The sequence below is a fragment of the Bradyrhizobium sp. I71 genome (assembly GCF_022354745.1).
GTDB lineage: Bacteria > Pseudomonadota > Alphaproteobacteria > Rhizobiales > Xanthobacteraceae > Bradyrhizobium > Bradyrhizobium liaoningense.
Window position 1 is genome coordinate 2,336,420 of record NZ_CP059398.1, and the last position, 17,286, is coordinate 2,353,705.

Below are 17,286 nucleotides of genomic sequence, written 5' to 3' on the forward strand. Positions count from 1 at the left end.
GCGCGCTTCCTGTCCCACACGCCGGCCGCACGCCCTGCGGCCAAACGCTTCGTCACGTCAAAAGATGCAAATCGCCCCGCAAGGACTGAACAACTATTCAGGGTGAATGACAAGATGGGAAATGCGTGAAGCGTCACAACGAGGCGAGTTGAATGGGCTGGCGCGACGAGATGCTATTGCGCGATGTCCACCTGAAAGGACCGCCGCTCGATCTCGGCACCTCTTCGGCTCAGAATAAAAGTCGCGGTGTAGGTGCCGGGCGGCCAGGCGGAGCCCGTGCGCTTCCTTCCAGCCGAGATGAAATATTGGGCCTGGTCTCGCGGCACCTTCGGTGCGCGATACTCCGCGATGACTTGCCCCTGAGGTGACCTCAGCTCGATGGCCTGCTCATCCTCGGCCTGAAGTCCGATTGCGCGAACATACGCAACGATGGCCGCAGAGTGAGAGCCAGGCAGGGATCGCCTGATGTCTCCCACCTCGATCTCGTCCATGGTCACGGCTCGATCGGCAAAGCCCGCATTGATGATCTCGGTGGGCCGGTAGTCGGGAGCAGAGCTCGCCATGGGCTGCCACAACGAACGACCGACGTTGCATTCGCCCTTCGTGGCCCCTTCGGCGAAGGGATCAACGACTGCTCCGTTCTGCCTCACAGTGAAATGCAGATGCGGGAACTCGGTGTTTCCGGACAGACCAACCCGCCCGAGTGCCTGTCCCGCGCTAACGCTGTCGCCGGGCTTCACACTGAGACTGCCCTTGGCCATGTGGCAGTATTGCGTGCTCCAGCCGTTTCCATGTTCGACGATCGCCCCGTTGCCACACTCCTTGCCGGCGATTGCGGCTTTGCCGACGACCTTGACCGATACGTCGTCCATGCCGTCGCGCATGTAAGCAACGCGCCCCGAAGCGGCAGCAACGACCTCGACCCCTTTTCTCTGAAAGTCCAGATCGGGCAGCCGGATGTCGGTGCCGTCGTGGCCGTCATAGGTTCGGTGACCACATCGAAAGTCCAAGGTCTTGTCGGAGGGATCATGGTCAACGTAGTTCTGGATGAAGCAGGTCGTTCCCAATTCGCAGGCAACCGGCCAGGCAAAGAGTTGCGGTTCGGAGCTGTGGGATGCCGCCGCGCCAGCCATGACCGCGCAAAGCGCCGAGGCAGACACAAGCGTTCTCATCCGATCTGTCCGTTCTCTATGAAGGGGCGGGCGGATAGTCTGAACGGCGTACCGTTCGAGACAAAGCGTAGTCCGGACGCGAGAGTTTCATTACTGAAGTCCCAAGAACCTTGGCCAAACATCAGTACACTGTGAAGCCACGTGAACTGGTAAGGATCAGCCCGCGAAGGCAAGAAGTCGCCCTCGAACAATGATGGAATTCTATAGAGACCAACAGCGGTAAGATGCAAATGCGGATGCGAGCGCGACGCAGCTCCGGGCTGCACGTAAGCAGATGGTAAACGCATCCTTGCACCGCCTGGCATGGAAAACCGGTGCGGTTTACCCCGACTTAAAGGCGATCATGCTCAGGTCGGGATGCGCCGTCGCGCGCGGTCGCCTAACCCCGAGACTCCAATGTCGATCTCCGTCATCAGCAGCGTTCCGGTTCGCGGCGTCGCGCGATGGCTGTTGCCGGTCTGCATCGGCGTCGGTGTCTACCTGTTCTTCCTGGGCGTCGGCGACATCATGCTGCGGGATTCGGATACGCTGTGGCAGATCAAGATCGGGCAGTGGATCCTCGAACACCGCGCGATGCCCTACACCGACATCTATTCGTTCACGCGCGCCGGCGAGGCATGGATCTCGAGCTCCTGGCTGTCGCAAGTCCTGTTCGCGCTGGTCTACGAGCCATCGAACTGGTCGGGCGTGGTCATCCTGACATCGCTCGCGATCGGCGCGACCGCGGCGATCTTCGTCCACCTGCTCGAGCCCTATCTGGAGCCGGCACGCGCTTTCGTGCTCGTGACCCCGCTCCTCTTCATGTCGATGGGTCATTTTCTCGCGCGCCCGCACATGCTGGCGCTGCCCGTGATGGTGGCCTTCGTCGGCGGGCTGCTGGCGGCCGCCGATCGGCGTAGCGCGCCGTCCTGGCTGTTGCTGCCCCTGATGGCGCTGTGGGCCAATCTTCACGGCGGCTTCGTCATGGGCCTGGCCCTGATCGGAGCCATCGGCCTCGATGCGATCGCGTCCTGCGATCGCAAGGACCGGTTTGCCCTGGCGGCGCGCTGGGCCGTGTTCGGCCTTGCCGCGCTCGCCGCAAGCTGTTGCACGCCCTATGGCTGGAACACGCTGCTGGCGTCGACGAAGATCCTCAGCCTAGGCAAGCCGCTCTCGCTGATCGGGGAGTGGATGCCGGCCGACTTCAGCTCGCTCGATCTGTTTGGCGCCAGCCTGCTCGGCTTGATCGCCATCGGCTATTGCAGCGGGGTGGTGCTGTCATGGACCCGCATATTCCTGCTGCTCGGTCTGATCTGGGCGGCACTCAACCACGTCAGAAACATCGAGGCCTTCGCGCTGTTGACGCCCCTCGTGCTGGCAAAACCGTTCGCCGAACATTTCGGAGTGACGAGACCGCTCGCGCTGAAGGGAAGCGAGGCGCGGCCCTCCTTCGCCCTGACCGCAATCGCGGCGCTGGCCATCGTCGCGGCCGGCTGGAGCATCACGCGGTCCTATGCCACGCCGAGCCGGTATGCGTTCATCGGCAATCAATCGCCTGCGGCTGCGGTCGACCTGCTCGAAAAACGGCACGCGCAACGGATCTTCAGCACCGCTCCGATCGGCGGCTATCTGATCACCCGCAACATCAAGAGCTTCATCGATGGCCGCGCCGAGCTGTATGGCGACCAGTTCGTGCTCGACTATTTCGATGCCGTCGAGGGCAAGAACGTGGACACCCTGCTGCGCCTGCTCGAGACCTACCGGATCGACGCGACGCTGCTGAACAAAACCGTTCCCGCCGCCAGGATCATGGACCATCTGCCGGGATGGAAGCGGCTCTATGCGGATGATATCGCCGTGGTTCACGTCCGCGACGACGCGCCGACGCAGCTGCCTTCCGCATCACGGTGAGCCAAGACAAGGCCGCCAGCTCTCGCGGGCCTTCGCCGACGCAAAGTTCGCCTTGAGTCATCCTTCGGCTGCAGCGGGCCCTCGGGTCGCTTTTGCAGCGGGATGTCCGAGGCTCATCGCAAGTCGCCTGCCAAAGCGAGCGTCATGAACCATGCACCTCAACCGGTCGTCCGGCTGCAGGCGCCTCGTACGAAAAAGAGCCCCGCCAGGGACGGGGCTCTCAAGAATTCGCAGCTCGTCCTGGCCTTACTTGAGGCTGGTCGAGATCGAGGTGAACTTGGTGTTCAGCGCGGTACCGAGATTGTTGACGACGGTGATGATCGCCAGCGCGATGCCGGCAGCGATCAGGCCGTATTCAATGGCGGTGGCGCCGGATTCATCCTTCACGAAACGCGCAACGAGGTTCTTCATAGAGTGCTCCAAATGGGTACACGAGGCTTACAACTGATCTGGTCTTTTCGGCTTCCCAGCGCCGCCCGACCATGGAACCGAACGTAGAGGCAAAGAATTGCGCCGCAGTTAATCCGACTACGTAAACATCGGGCGGTTTGCGAGTATTCGCCGATGGTAAATCGAAATCCAAAACAACCTGTTAAATTGTCGGGACACGGCTCAGCGCGGCCGATTTACCCGAAGTTATTGACCGCCATGGTCCAATGCCGCCCGCTCGGACTGAAGCGCGATGAGATGACTCGCTCATCGCGCTTCAGGTGATTGTTTGAGCGTGATCTTCTCGGAATACCGCTACGTACTTTTTCCGGATCATGCCCGACCCGACGAGAACAACAGGACGACGAGGCGGCATGTCCCTTTCCCTTGCCAACAGCATGGCGGCGCAAAGCCGCGCGCGGGCTCTGGTGCCGCTGTGCGTCGCTGCCGGCGCGTACCTGTTCTTCCTCTATCTCGGCGACACGCTGCTTCAGGATTCCGACTCGTTCTGGCAGATCAAGATCGGGCAATGGATCCTCGATCACGGCGCCGTGCCGTACACCGACTTCTACTCTTTCACGCGCACCGGCGAAGCCTGGATCTCGACATCGTGGCTGTCGCAGGTCTTGTTCGCCTTCTCCTACACGCACTGGGGCTGGGCGGGCCCCGTCATCATCACCGCGATCGGTGTCGCGCTCACCGCCGCCATCTTCGTCCATTTCCTCGACGCGCAGATCGAGGCACCGCGCGCGGTGCTGTTCGCGATGCTGGCGCTGCTGCTGTCGATGCATCACGTGCTCGCCCGTCCGCATATCCTGGCGCTGCCCGTCATGGTGGCGTGGGTCGGCTTGCTGATGGCTGCCGCCGACCGCAAAAGCGCGCCGTCCTGGACCTGGCTGCCGCTGATGGCGCTCTGGGCGAACCTGCACGGCGGCTTCGTGCTGGGCCTCGCGCTGATCGGTCCGATCTCGCTCGAGGCGGTCGAGCATGCCGAGAAGGGGCGGCGGCTTGCCCTGTTCATGCGCTGGGTGCTGTTCGGAATCGGTGCGTTGATCGCGAGCTGCTGCACACCCTACGGCTGGCGGACGCTGCAAGGCGCGACCAACATCCTCAGCCTCGGCGAGCTGCTGTCGCTGATCTTCGAATGGATGCCGGCGAACTTCGCCACGTTCACCTCGTTCGAAGGCGCCCTGCTCGGCCTGATCGCGTTCGGCTATTATCGGGGCCTCGTGCTGTCGGCACCCCGGATCTTCCTGATCCTGTTCCTGACCTGGAGCGCGCTGACCCATGTCAGAAGCATCGAGGCATTTGCGTTCCTGGTGCCGCTGGTGCTGGCAAAGCCGCTCGGCCAGATGTTCCCGCGCCGGGCGCCCGACGCCGCAGACGCCGACCGCTGGCCGGCCCGCCATGTCACTGCGCTCGGCGCGCTGATGATCGTGGCGGCAAGCTGGACCTCGACGTCGCTCTATCTGGGACACCATCGCTTCACCTTCACGATGACGCAGACGCCGGTTGCGGCGGTCGACCTGCTCGAGCAACGCAAGGTGCGGCGCATCTTCAACGCCTACCAGTTCGGCGGCTATCTGATTTCGCGCGACATCCCTGTTTTCGTCGACGGCCGCGCCGAGCTCTATGGCGAGAAATTCGTCGTGGAGTTCTTCAAGGCGACGGAGGGCAAGAAGCCCGAACTGCTGCCGCGCTTGCTGGATGAGTACAAGATCGACGCGACGCTCCTGGTGGCCGACGCGCCGGGCCCGCAGATCCTCGACCAGCTCAAGGGCTGGAAGCGGATCTATGCGGACGACATTGCGGTGATCCATGTGCGGGACGACGGGCAGGCCGGCGTGGCGCCCGGAGCGGAAATCCCGAAGGATGCTCGCAAATGAGCATGTCCCTTCAACCGCCGATATCCACTCCAGCGCGTCGCCGGATCGAAATCCCCCTGATGTTCCTGCCGGCCTTGTCGATCGCTGCGCTGTTCGGCTGGGGGATCCTGATCTCGACCTTGGTCCATCCCGGATGGATCGGACTGAACCACATCGCCCCCGGCACTGACTGGATGGTGTTCTACGGCGCCATCAGATCGATGCTTGCCGGCAAGCTCGCGCTGGTCCTCGATGCCGAGGCATTCACAGCGCATCTCAACCAGTCGTTCGCATCATGGCTCACGGTGCCGCTGGAGTTCCGCCCATGGTTCTATCCGCCCAGCTTTCTCGTTCTGCTGCTGCCGTTCGCTCCGCTCGGTTTTGCCGGCTCCTATGTTGCATTCCAGGCTGCGACCGCAGGCCTCTTGGCTTGGGCGCTTCGCAACCGCGCCGAGCAGCCGCAACTGACGCCCTACGTCATCGCTGCCGTGCTGGTCTCGCCATCCGCATCGCTCAATCTGGCCGATGGACAATGCGCATTTCTCGTCGCCGCACTGCTGGTGGCGGGCGTTAGACTACTCGGACCGCGGCCGCTCCTTGGCGGCGCCATCCTCGGACTCCTGAGCTTCAAGCCGCAGTTCTTTCTGCTCGTTCCGTTCGCGCTGCTGGGTCTGCGCCAATATCGCGGCCTGTGTGCGGCTGCATGCTCGGCATTCGCACTGGCGCTCGCAAGCGTCATGATCTTTGGCATCGAGCTGTGGATTCGGTGGATACCACAGGCGTTCAACAATCTGGTCAGCCCCGATGAGAAATGGCTGGCCTATGGCCGCATCTGGGGTCACAGCGTGTGGGCCTGCGCGGTACTGCTGGGCGTGCCGGAGCGGCTGGCCTCGATCCTGCAATTGGGCGCGATCGTATCGAGCGCGGCAGCGACCTTCGTGGCGTTTCGCTCCTCGCTGAATAGCGACGGCAAGTTGATCGTGTTGCTTGCGGCGACCGTGCTGGCGGCCCCGCATTCGGGCCCCTATGATGCGACGCTGCTGGCGGTCGCCATCGTGCTGTGGCTCGCCGCATCGATCGATGCGCCGCGCCTTCTCGACTGGCTGATCGGGTTCGGCATCTGGATGGTCCCGCTGCTCAGCCCTGCGGTTTATGTACCTGCGGGACGTCTATCACCGCTCCTCACCATCGCTCTCATTGGCCTCGTGTTCGGAAGGATGCATAGCCGGGCGAAGTCTCGCGAGTCGGGAATTCCGCCGCTGTCTTCAATTCGATCTACCGGTTGCGATTAGGCCCGCGGCCGGGACTCCGTGCAGGCGTCCGGATCCGGGCGCAGACAATTCCTCGCACACCGCGCTCAGACCCAACGATCCCACGACATGGTTTCTTCCAACAGGCCGACCTTGACAATTCCGGATCGTCTCCGCTCGGACCGATCCGTGGCGATCGGCGTTCTTGCAATGCTGGCGGCCGTCTCGTTTCTTCCGGTGCTGCTGACGCCGATCCCCGCGATGGTCGATTATCCCAACCACCTCGCCCGCATGTACATTCTGAGCCAGAACGGTACCTCCAACGCCAATCCGCACTACGAGGTGGTGTGGGCGTTCTATCCCAATCTCGGGATGGATCTGCTGGTCCCGCAGATGGCGCGGCTGATGAGCGTCGAGAACGCCACACGGCTGTTTCTGCTGCTGAGCCAATTGCTGATCGTCGGGGGCGCGCTGCTGCTCGAATGGACACGAAAGGGACGGATTCATCTTGCCGGCTTCGCTGCGCTCGCTTTCCTCTACTGCCTGCCGTTCAGCTGGGGTTTCGTGAATTTCGAGTTCGGACTGGGCCTCGCTCTCTGGGGCATCGCCGTCTATCTGATGCTGGCAGAACGCCCATGGCCGCTGCGTTTCGCCGCCAACCTGGTCTTCGTCGCTGCGCTGTTCGTGGCGCACTTCTTTTCACTGGGCATCTATGGCGCGACGCTTGGCCTCTACGAGCTCTGGCGCCTCCGCCATCAGCGAATTGCGTACCCGGTCGCCGCTGCGCGGCTCGTCGCTCTGGCCCTGCCGGCGCTGGCGCTGTTCGTGGTCATGCATTTGGCTGCCGGCTCGATCGGGGGGCAAGGTTCGAGCTGGTTTCTCGGGTTCAAGCCGGTTTGGCCGCTCCGCATCATGAACGGCTACAATCTGACGGCAGCGGCAGCGACCGGGCTGACGCTCGCGATCTTGCTGTACTTCGCCACAAGACGCGGCTTCCTCAAGCTCGAGCCAGCCGGGATCTGGATCGCGATCGGTCTTGCGCTGCTCTACCTGGCCATTCCGTCGAGACTGTTCGGAACCTCGTTTGTCGACCTCCGCGTCATTCCCGCCGCGGCCCTGATCCTGCCCGCCTTCTGCTCGCTGTCGCTGCCCGGCGGAGCGTGGAAAATGGCTGCGCTCGCTGCGATCAGCGGCATCACGTTGATCAATCTCGCCGTCGTCCTCGCGGTGTGGCTGCCTTACCGTGCGGATTATGCGGCCATCATCCAGTCGTTCCAAAAGCTCGATCGCGGCTCGCGCGTCCTGGTTGGCAGCACCGGCGACAACGGTGACCCGCCCTTCGGCGACCTCACTTCCTATCCGATGTACTATGCGCCGACGCTGGCCGTGCACTATGCCGACGCGTTCGTGATCAATCTCTTCACGGAAGCCGGCAAGCAACCCGTACGGGCACGCGAGGCCGTGCGCCGTCTTGCGCTGTCCGACGGAGGAATAGTGCCGTCAGGGCTGCTTGTTGCGATTGCGGCAGGCCAGCCGCCGGCGGACGCCCCGCCCCTCGTCCGCACGTGGTACCGGGACTACGACTATCTCTATTTGGTTGGGCCGCCTGCCGCGAATCCGCTACCGGATCTGCTCCAGCTGTTGGACAGTTCGGATCGATTTGTTCTCTACAGGATCCGCCGCCGGTCCTGAAGCGCGATGAGATCGGGATGGATCGTCCTCGTGCGTTCGGCACAACGTGGACAATCAGGCACCATCCACCTGCTCCGCCCTTTCGTCTCCGGATGGTCCAAACCCGCGGCGTGGGCCCCGGAGCAATAGATCCTTAATAGTTGCGACAAGGCGACCTTAACCACCGGCGCATTAGAGTCCCGCTCCTGAAACACAGTTGGAATCTTTCGCATGGCGGCCAGGCCCAGATCGATCCGCTACAGCCTCGTCATCCCCGTATTCAACGAGGAAGCCGTGCTGCCGGTCCTGCTGCTCCGTCTCGAGCTGGTATTGTCGCGGCTCGACGGGCCGGCAGAAGCGATCTTCGTCGACGACGGCAGCCGTGATTCCAGCTCGATCGTGCTACAGGCGCTCGCCACGCGCGATCCGCGCTTTCGCTATATCGGCCTGTCGCGGAATTTCGGTCACCAGGTCGCCATCACCGCCGGTATGGACGCCGCGCAAGGTGACGCGATCATCGTGATGGATGCCGACCTGCAGGATCCGCCCGAAGTGATCGAGCAACTGATCGCGAAATGGCAGGAAGGCAATGACGTCGTCCACGCCCGCCGCCTGTCGCGCGAGGGGGAAAGCCGTTTCAAGCGTGCGACCGCGCATCTGTTCTACCGGCTGCTCGGCAGGATGTCCTCAGTCGGCATTCCCGCCGATGTCGGCGACTTCCGCCTGATCGATCGCAAGGTGCTCGACGCCCTTCGGCAAATGCCGGAGCAGGACCGCTTCGTGCGCGGCATGATCGCCTGGCTCGGTTTCCGGCAGGCCGAGGTCGCCTTCCACCGCCTCGAGCGCGCGGCGGGCGAAACAAAATACCCGCTGTTCAAGATGGTACGGCTCGCGATGAATGCCGCACTTGGCTTTTCCGACCTGCCCTTGCGGCTGGCGATCTGGTGCGGATTGTCGGTCTCCGGACTCGCAATGCTCTACGGCGGCTGGGTGGTTCTGATGTGGCTCAGCAACGACAGCCACCTCGTGACCGGCTGGTCCTCGACGATCGTCCTCGTGTCGCTGCTGTGTGGAATCAACATGCTGATGACGGGCATCGTGGGGCTCTATGTCGGGCGCATCCACGCCGAGGTGAAGCGCCGCCCGCTCTACGTGGTGCAGACGCGAGCCGGCTTCGACCGCAACGAGGCGGCGGCCCCACCCGCGATCCACGCCATCAACGAGTGACTTGACGACGCGTGACCAGGCGACGGGCGGGCGTGTTGTCCGGAGGCCTATATGTCGGATTCGACACCCCTTTGCCTATCTTTGCGGCGTCTCCCGCCGCTTGTGCACGACCGCCACGTCGTCGCTGTAGACACGCTGCCACTCGGGCAGCCGGTCAAGCATCGCGACTGCCGGTGTGTTCGGTGCGAGCAACGTCGCACCGATGCGGTATTCCTCCAGCAAGCTGAGAAAATCTCCGAGGTCGATCAGCGCCAGGGCACGATTGTAGCGGTCGATGAACGGTCCGCCGTACAGTTCGGCGCGACCATCGATGAAGGTCGGTATGCCGGCAAAGATCAAATAGCCGCCGAAGGAATAGTCGTTGAGCACGCGCCCAGTCTTGGCGAGATCGGCTCCAGCGATGGCCGCCTGAGGCGTGATGGTCGGAGCCGGCCTGACGTCATGCGCCAGGGCCACCCCGCTCGCCGCGATCAACACGCCGAGCCCAGCCAGAGTGAGGCCGCGCGACGCGACGGCCGTATCGTCCGCGGCCGCGCCGCCGAATCTCCGCCCCAGAGGGGCTGCCAGATAGAGCGGCGCCAGCATGGCCAACAGATCCGCATTGCGCATCTGCGCCAGCGCGAAATGGAGCAGGCCCAGCACCACAAGGACCCGCACGACCGGCAGCGTCACGCCACGCGAGAGCGCAAAGATTCCAGCCAGCAGCAGCAACTCGAAACCGCCGATATGGCCGAAATCCTGCGGTCGCCATTCCGCGATCCAGGCGAGCGCGGGGCCGAGGCCGAGTGTCGTCAGCGGCATGAGCAGCGGTTCCGGCCCGTGGGGCGTCAGGCAGGAGGCTACGACTGCGAGTGCCGTGAAGGGTAGCCACCGCAGCAGCACGCGCGGCCATTCGCTTCGCTTCTCGCGCAGCAGCGCCTCGAGCCCTGCAGGGCCGATCAACCCGAGAGCCAGCACCCCACTGCCGTGAAGATTGGCCCACAGCACCAGCAGCGGCAGGGCCCAGTAGGGCGGAGGCCCTCCACGATCCATGCAGCGCACCAGGGCGGCCGCCCAAATCACCATGACCGGCAGGACGAGGACGTGCGGCCGCGCCAGCATATGCGGCGCCAACAGGATGACGGCGGCGATCACCATGAGCAGCGTCTGGACCGGCGAAAGCTCACGCAGCAGGAAAAAGGTCAACAAGCCAAAGGCGAGCGCTATCGCCGCTGCGGCCACGACGACGACGCCCGGCCAGCCGGAAATTAGGTACGCGGCCGCGTAGATGACCTCCGAGAGCCATTCGAAGGTGATCCAGGGCGCGCCATGCTTGGAAAACGAAAAGGGATCGCTCGTCGGCAGGGCGCCGTGCGCCATGATCCAGCGCCCGAGCTCGACATGAGAATAGGTGTCGGGATCGCCGAGCAACCGCGGCCCGGCGAAGAGCAGCGCAGCATAGACGCTGAGGCCCACCAGCCAGGGGAGCGCTGCACGTGCCGAGAACGGTTGAACCGCGCTGTGGACGACCTGGTCAGACATGGCGGGCCAAACTAGAACGCAAGCGTTAAGTTCTTCTTGAGTGTTCTCGCATTCGCCCCAGGGCGGCTCGCCGGGTCGTCGCTGCTGCTGGCACTGCTACTGCTCCCGCCGGACAGTCTTGCCAGGCCGATCTGCGCGACCGATCGGGGGCTGCGGCGTGCCGCAATCCTCGTATCGCCCGCTACCCTCGGCGGCGTCGGCTTTGCAATCTGGCCGGCATTCGTCGCGGCAATGAGCGCCACGAGATCGCGATGCCCGATCGCAAACGTGTCTTGCCAGACCATCTCCGGCATAGTGCCACTCGCCACGCTGCCGCCCGGGCGCGTGATGGCGCCGATCGACCTTGTCCGCATCGCGCCGCAGGGCCTCGCAGCTCGGCCCGGTGAAGCTCCGGATTATCTGGAGCCGGTCGAAGCGATGTCGAAATTCGGCTGGACGGTCTGGCGCGTGCGCAAGTGAGCGCGTGCCGCGCGTTCGAATACCCATATCGGCTGGCGTTGTTGCCGGCACGATCGATGGAGTTTTCACTTCTCCGTGCGGACCGTCTCGAGAGCTGACGCGCACGTTCTGCCATGCGGTACTATCGGATGGTCGAAGGGAAAGGTGTGTCATGCTGCTTCGCAATCTCTTCATCGCACTTCTGGTCACGGTCTCGATCACGACGGCGCAGGCGGCGCCGCAATGGCTCAGCCTGCCGCCGACTCCAACCTTGCCCAAGGCGGCGCAGAGCGGCTTCGCACCCGTCAACGGCATCAAGGTCTGGTACGCCGTCTTCGGTCGCGGCCAGCCCGTCCTGTTGCTGCATGGCGGCCTCGCCAACGCCAACTACTGGGGCCACCAGGTCCGCGCGCTGCAACGGCATTATCAGGTCATCGTCATGGAGAGCCGCGGCCATGGCCGCAGCGGCCGCAACCAGGAGCCATATGGCTACGATCTGATGGCCTCGGACGTGATCGGGCTGCTCGATCATCTCAAGATCAGGCAGGCCGCGATCGTCGGCTGGAGCGACGGCGCGATCATCGGTCTCGACATCGCCATGAAGCATCCGGAGCGGGTGAGCAGGCTGTTCGCCTTCGCGGCGAACTCGGACCCGTCAGGCGTTGCGGATATTGCGGCAAGCAACGTCTTCAATGCCTACATCGCCAGAGCCGGCGAGGAGTACAAGCGCCTTTCGTCGACCCCGACCGAGTACAAGGGCTTCGTCGCGGAGATCACCAAGATGTGGGAGAGCCAGCCGAAGTGGACGGCTTCGGACCTCGCGACCATCAAGGTGCCGACCTGGATCGTGGATGGCGATCACGACGAGGCGATCAAGCGCGAGAACACCGAGTTCATGGCCGCGAGCATTCCGGGCGCCGGCCTCCTGATCCAGCCAGAGGCCAGCCACTTCTCGTTCCTGCAGGATCCGGAGCAGTTCAACGACGACGTGCTGCGCTTCCTCGCGCGTGGCGCCAAATCCGGAGCAGCGGCGAAGTAAGGAGATCACAGGCTGGGCGAAGCGGGCTTGTCCCGTCGAAGGGCGAAGGCGGAAAGCGCCGCCCACCATCCCTTGCACGACAGCCGAGAGATGGTGGGCATGGCGCAGGGGCGGCTTTGCCCACCTCGACGGCGCTATCGCAAGTCATTGCGGCCACGGCGCATCCGGATTGCGAGCGCGGCGAAGCAATCGAGACTGCCACCGCGAAAAGATTCCGGATTGTTTCGCTGCGCTCGCAATGACGGAGTTTGCGGCGATCGCGCAGGCCAAAAAAAACGCGGCGTTTCCGCCGCGTTCTTCAATTCGGTCTGCCGCTTGCGATCAGGCCTGCGGCTGCGGCTCCAGGCCGGGATCCGGATCGGGCCGCGGGCGCGACTTGCCGGCCGGGGGCACCGCGGAGGCGCGCGGCGTGGTCGGCTCGAGCACGGATTCGCGGTTCGGCTTCTTGCCCTTGAGCAGGTCGACGATCTCGTCGCCGCTCAGCGTCTCGAACTCCAGCAGTCCTTTGGCGAGGGCCTCGAGGTCGGCACGCTTCTCGGTAAGGATACGCGTGGCTTCCTGATAGCCCTCCTCGACCAGACGCCTGATCTCGGAATCGATCTTCTGGACGGTCGCTTCGGACGCGTTCTGTGTGCGCGACACCGACATGCCCAGGAAGACCTCGTCCTGGTTCTCGCCGTAGGAGACGGTGCCGAGCTCTTCCGACAGGCCCCAGCGCGTCACCATCATGCGGGCAAGGCGCGTGGCCTGCTCGATGTCGGAGGCGGCACCCGATGTCACCTTCTCGCGACCGAAGATCAGCTCTTCGGCGACACGGCCGCCCATCATGATGGCAAGGCGCGAGGTCATCTGCTCCAGGGACATCGACAGCTTGTCGCGCTCCGGGAGCTGCATGACCATGCCCAGCGCACGGCCGCGCGGAATGATGGTCGCCTTGTGGATCGGATCGGTCGCGGGCACGTTGAGGCCGACGATGGCGTGGCCGCCCTCGTGATAGGCCGTCAGCAGCTTCTCTTCCTCGGTCATGACGAGCGACTTGCGCTCGGCGCCCATCATCACCTTGTCCTTGGCCTCCTCGAACTCGGCCTGGGTCACCATCCGCTTGTTGCGGCGGGCGGCGGTGAGCGCAGCCTCGTTGACGAGGTTCATCAGGTCGGCGCCGGAAAAGCCCGGCGTACCGCGCGCGATGGTCTTGAGGTTGATATCCGGCGCCAGCGGCACCTTGCGAACGTGAACCTTGAGGATCTGCTCGCGGCCGACGACGTCCGGATTGGGCACCACGACCTGGCGGTCGAAGCGGCCCGGACGCAGCAGCGCGGGATCGAGCACGTCGGGACGGTTGGTCGCGGCGATCAGGATCACACCCTCGTTCGCCTCGAAGCCGTCCATCTCGACCAGCAGCTGGTTCAGCGTCTGCTCGCGCTCGTCATTGCCACCGCCGAGGCCGGCGCCACGGTGACGACCGACGGCATCGATTTCGTCGATGAAGATGATGCAAGGCGCGTTCTTCTTGGCCTGCTCGAACATGTCGCGGACGCGGCTCGCGCCGACGCCGACGAACATTTCGACGAAGTCCGAACCGGAAATGGTGAAGAACGGCACGTTGGCTTCGCCGGCCACCGCACGCGCGATCAGGGTCTTACCGGTGCCGGGAGGGCCGACCAGCAGCACGCCGCGCGGAATGCGACCGCCGAGGCGCTGGAATTTGCCGGGGTCGCGCAGGAACTCGACGATCTCCTGCAGGTCCTGCTTGGCTTCGTCCACGCCGGCGACGTCCTCGAAGGTGACGCGGCCATGCGCTTCGGTCAGCATCTTGGCGCGCGACTTGCCGAAGCCCATCGCCTTGCCGGCGCCGCCCTGCATCTGCCGCGACAGGAAGATCCACACGCCGATCAGCGCGATGAAGGGCAGCCAGGAGACCAGCAGCGAGACGAACCAGGGCACGTTGTCGCCCGGCGGCTTCGCGGTGATCTGCACCTTGCTGTCGTAGAGACGCTTCACCAGCGTCGGATCGTTCGGCGCGTAGGTCTGGAAGCTCGAGCCGTTGGTGAAGGTGCCGTGGATATCAGGCCCCTGGATCACGACGTCGCGCACATTGCCGCGGTCAACTTCGCTCAGGAGCTGGGAGAAGGCGATGTCCTGCGAGGAGGCCCGCTGACCCGGATTCTGAAACAGCGTGAACAACGCCAACAGCAGCAAGACAATGATGACCCAGAGGGCGAAATTGCGCAGATTGGCGTTCATTGATCTTCCTTCGTGGTCGCGCGGATCGCAACCCTGATCCTTGGGCAGTGGCTTTGGTCAATGCGAGGAAATCCCAAGGAATCCTCTCGGTTAGACGGATACAATTTAGGTGCCGCCCCGGTCGCTGCCAAGGGAACGAGATGGGACTATTTATCCCATCTTAGCGCGATTCCCGCGGAAATAATGGCGCCCGATCGGGGGTTTTCCGGCCTGGTTAAGGTGGCCTGACGGCGCCGATGCGAAACGGCAGGTGCCATGATCCGCCCTTATTCGTGCTCATCTCCCGGTGCGCCGCCGGGCCGGTGCCGGCGCAATGTGGATACGCCCGCCGGCAAGGCTGATCAAGGCTCCCGCGAGGGTTTGCTTCAGGACCGGCCGACCGGTCGCGCGGGCGCGGGGACTTGCGGCCACCGCCTGGTCCAGTGCGGACATCAGGGTTTCGACCTTGCCGAGTTCCGCCGGCCCTTCATGTCCGAGCGCGTTGATCGCGCGCAGCAGGAGCCGCAGCCGGACCTCCTCCGGCAGGGCGGCAAAGTCCGAGGCCTCGAAGCTTCGGACCCCCGCCTGCGGCGCAACGCCGCGATCCCGCAAACGGAGGAAGCGCTCGGCGCCGTCGGCCAGCACCTCGACCGCCGCATTGGCCCGCGCCAGCCTTGCCGCGAGCCGCGCCAGGTTGCGGGCATCGCCGCCCTCCGCTGCGAGAAGCGGCAGCAGCGCGCGCAGCCGCGGCCGGGTGAAGGCGGTGTCCCGGTTGGTGGGATCCTCGGCAAAGCCGACCTTCGCCCGCCTCAAGGTCGCGATCAGCTGCGACTTCGGAACATCGAGCAGCGGACGCGCCAGCACGATTCCGTCGCGCTCGCTGAGGGGAGCCATGGCCGACAGCCCGGCAAGTCCGCTGCCGCGGAAGAGGCGCATCAACAAGGTCTCGGCCTGGTCGTCGCGGGTGTGGGCCGTCAGCACATGGCTCGCGCCCGCGGCACGCGCGGCGTCGGCGAGCAGACGGTAACGGGCCTCGCGCGCTGCCGCGGGCACCCCCGCCTTCGGCTTTGTGCCGCGCCAGCGCAGTGTCCGGTGCGGCAGCCCGAGCCCGGCGGCGAGCCGCTTGACCTCGCGCGCCTCGCGCGGCGCCTCTCGCCGCAGGCCGTGATCGATCGTGACGACGGTGAGAAGCGGACCGCGCGCGAGGCTGCGCCGCCAGCGCGCCGCAAGCCACATCAGCGCGACCGAGTCGGGCCCGCCCGAGACCGCGAGCACCAGCGCCGGCGCAGCTCTCAGGCCGGCGAAGAGCCGCTTCGCCTCGCGCGCCGAGATCGGAGAATCGTCGTCTGACATGACCCGGCCCAGCATCATCAGCGGATGATCGCGATGTTTAGCGCAGCAGCACCCGCATTGTCAGGACAGAAACGCCGGGCCTCAGCACTTCACCCGCTTCTGCTCGCGATCGACCGCCGCTTTGACGCCGGCGGAGGCGCGCGGATATTTGCGGCCGACCTCGCCGAAGGCGGCGCAGGCGGCCTCCTTCTCCTTCAGCGCGGCGAGCGACTGGCCGAGCCGCAGCAGCGCATCCGGCGCCTTGGCCGATTTCTCGTATTTGGTGGTGACGGCGAGGAAGGCTTCCGCGGAGTCGCGATATTGCTGGCGCTGGAAGTAGCTCTCGCCGAGCCAGTATTGCGCGTCCCCGACCAGCGGGTCGCTCGGGAATTTCTGCGCAAAATTCTTCATGGTCTGCTCGGCAAGCGCATAGTCCTTGCGCTGCATGTAGCCGATGCCGAGGTCGAACTCGTCGCGCGGCGTCGCCGAGGGCGGCAGGGTGGTCAGGCCAGCGCCGCCGGCCGGTGCGGGATAGCCGGATTGGGCCGGCGGATAGCCGGGCTGTGCGGCTGGCGGCACGCCTTGCTGGTAGCGGGGGCTGGTGTTGGCGAGATCGAGCGGCTCGCCCGGGTTGCGGCCACCGGCGCCGGCTCCCGCCGGCAACGGCTGCGGCCCGCCGCCGAGCGCGCGCGGCGCGCCCGGCGCGTTCGGGTTCTGGTTCGGATCGAACGCATCGCCGCGGCGGCGCGTGCCGGGTGCGCCGGGCGCCGGCTGCTCCTGAATGATCGGCGCAGGGGCGGCGATCTGCGGCTGCTCGTAATTCGGCTGCGCGGCCGGCTGCTGCTGGCGATAGCCCGGCGTGACCTGGGTTGGTGCGATTTGGGCGGGCGGCATCGCCGCAACGTTCGGTGCTTGACCGGGCGCGGCTTGCGCACCGCCTTCGAGAGCCCGCAGCCGCTCCTCGAGCTGGCGATTGCGATATTGCAGCTCTTCGTTCTGGCCGGTGAGCTGGCGCAGCTGGTTCTCCAGCCGCTCGATCCGCATCTCGGGGTCGGCATCGTCCGACTGCGCGAAGACCGGTTGCGCAAGTGCGGGCGAGCACAAGGAGAGCAGCGCGGCGGTCGCCACGGTGCCGGTAAAGACCTTAATTCTGGATGACATCTTGCCCTGACGACAAAAGCGAAATGGCCTGCGACGGAACATTCGACGCGCCTCACATTGAAGTGGAG

The 17,286-nt window shown here is 64.8% G+C and carries 13 protein-coding genes; 7 read left to right on the top strand and 6 right to left on the bottom strand.

The features are described 5' to 3' along the window. Nucleotides 1-173: 173 nt before the first annotated feature. Nucleotides 174-1,172 carry a M23 family metallopeptidase gene (locus tag FJV43_RS11580; RefSeq protein WP_239627105.1) on the bottom strand — a complete coding sequence of 333 codons (999 nt, stop codon included), beginning with the start codon at nucleotides 1,170-1,172 and terminating at the stop codon, nucleotides 174-176. A gap of 396 nt (nucleotides 1,173-1,568) precedes the next feature. Between FJV43_RS11580 and FJV43_RS11585 the strand changes: the two genes are divergently transcribed. Beyond that, the gene (locus FJV43_RS11585) at nucleotides 1,569-3,062 is read left to right on the top strand and encodes a hypothetical protein (protein WP_239627107.1); all 1,494 of its coding nucleotides are present in this window, start codon (nucleotides 1,569-1,571) and stop codon (nucleotides 3,060-3,062) included. Between the two features lie 246 nt (nucleotides 3,063-3,308). Here FJV43_RS11585 and FJV43_RS11590 read toward each other — a convergent pair whose 3' ends face one another. Beyond that, nucleotides 3,309-3,473: a Flp family type IVb pilin gene (locus FJV43_RS11590; RefSeq protein ID WP_061880846.1), complete on the bottom strand. Its 165-nt coding sequence runs from the start codon at nucleotides 3,471-3,473 to the stop codon at nucleotides 3,309-3,311. A gap of 392 nt (nucleotides 3,474-3,865) precedes the next feature. Here FJV43_RS11590 and FJV43_RS11595 point away from each other — a divergent pair, with 392 nt between their 5' ends. The 4 genes from FJV43_RS11595 (at nucleotide 3,866) to FJV43_RS11610 (ending at nucleotide 9,504) form a co-directional block, all read left to right on the top strand. Continuing rightward, the gene (locus tag FJV43_RS11595) at nucleotides 3,866-5,377 is read left to right on the top strand and encodes a hypothetical protein (protein ID WP_239627109.1); all 1,512 of its coding nucleotides are present in this window, start codon (nucleotides 3,866-3,868) and stop codon (nucleotides 5,375-5,377) included. Beyond that, nucleotides 5,374-6,648: a glycosyltransferase family 87 protein gene (locus tag FJV43_RS11600; RefSeq protein ID WP_239627111.1), complete on the top strand. Its 1,275-nt coding sequence runs from the start codon at nucleotides 5,374-5,376 to the stop codon at nucleotides 6,646-6,648. Before FJV43_RS11595 ends, FJV43_RS11600 begins: the two co-directional genes overlap by 4 nt. 87 nt (nucleotides 6,649-6,735) lie before the next feature. Beyond that, complete coding sequence (locus FJV43_RS11605; RefSeq protein ID WP_239627113.1) at nucleotides 6,736-8,298, top strand: hypothetical protein; 1,563 nt, start codon at nucleotides 6,736-6,738, stop codon at nucleotides 8,296-8,298. A gap of 210 nt (nucleotides 8,299-8,508) precedes the next feature. Continuing rightward, nucleotides 8,509-9,504 carry a glycosyltransferase family 2 protein gene (locus tag FJV43_RS11610; protein WP_239627115.1) on the top strand — a complete coding sequence of 332 codons (996 nt, stop codon included), beginning with the start codon at nucleotides 8,509-8,511 and terminating at the stop codon, nucleotides 9,502-9,504. A 75-nt stretch (nucleotides 9,505-9,579) separates the two neighbouring features. On the opposite strand, the gene FJV43_RS11615 is transcribed toward FJV43_RS11610, so the two are convergent. Next, nucleotides 9,580-10,959: a hypothetical protein gene (locus FJV43_RS11615; RefSeq protein ID WP_239627117.1), complete on the bottom strand. Its 1,380-nt coding sequence runs from the start codon at nucleotides 10,957-10,959 to the stop codon at nucleotides 9,580-9,582. 102 nt (nucleotides 10,960-11,061) lie between these two features. Here FJV43_RS11615 and FJV43_RS11620 point away from each other — a divergent pair, with 102 nt between their 5' ends. Together FJV43_RS11620 and FJV43_RS11625 are read left to right on the top strand one after the other, a co-directional pair. Continuing rightward, nucleotides 11,062-11,484, top strand: coding sequence for a hypothetical protein (locus tag FJV43_RS11620; protein WP_239627118.1), 423 nt, complete (start codon nucleotides 11,062-11,064; stop codon nucleotides 11,482-11,484). Between the two features lie 151 nt (nucleotides 11,485-11,635). Continuing rightward, a complete protein-coding gene (locus tag FJV43_RS11625) occupies nucleotides 11,636-12,502 on the top strand; it encodes an alpha/beta hydrolase (protein WP_239627120.1) in 867 nt (288 codons plus the stop codon). Nucleotides 12,503-12,823: 321 nt separating this feature from the next. On the opposite strand, the gene ftsH is transcribed toward FJV43_RS11625, so the two are convergent. The 3 genes from ftsH to ybgF form a co-directional block, all read right to left on the bottom strand. Beyond that, a complete protein-coding gene (gene ftsH, locus FJV43_RS11630) occupies nucleotides 12,824-14,746 on the bottom strand; it encodes an ATP-dependent zinc metalloprotease FtsH (RefSeq protein ID WP_239627122.1) in 1,923 nt (640 codons plus the stop codon). A 276-nt stretch (nucleotides 14,747-15,022) separates the two neighbouring features. Continuing rightward, nucleotides 15,023-16,078 (bottom strand): tRNA lysidine(34) synthetase TilS, encoded by a 1,056-nt coding sequence (gene tilS, locus FJV43_RS11635; RefSeq protein ID WP_239627125.1) that lies wholly within the window; start codon nucleotides 16,076-16,078, stop codon nucleotides 15,023-15,025. A gap of 81 nt (nucleotides 16,079-16,159) precedes the next feature. Further along, nucleotides 16,160-17,218 (bottom strand): tol-pal system protein YbgF, encoded by a 1,059-nt coding sequence (gene ybgF, locus FJV43_RS11640; protein WP_239627127.1) that lies wholly within the window; start codon nucleotides 17,216-17,218, stop codon nucleotides 16,160-16,162. Between the last annotated feature and the right edge of the window lie 68 nt (nucleotides 17,219-17,286).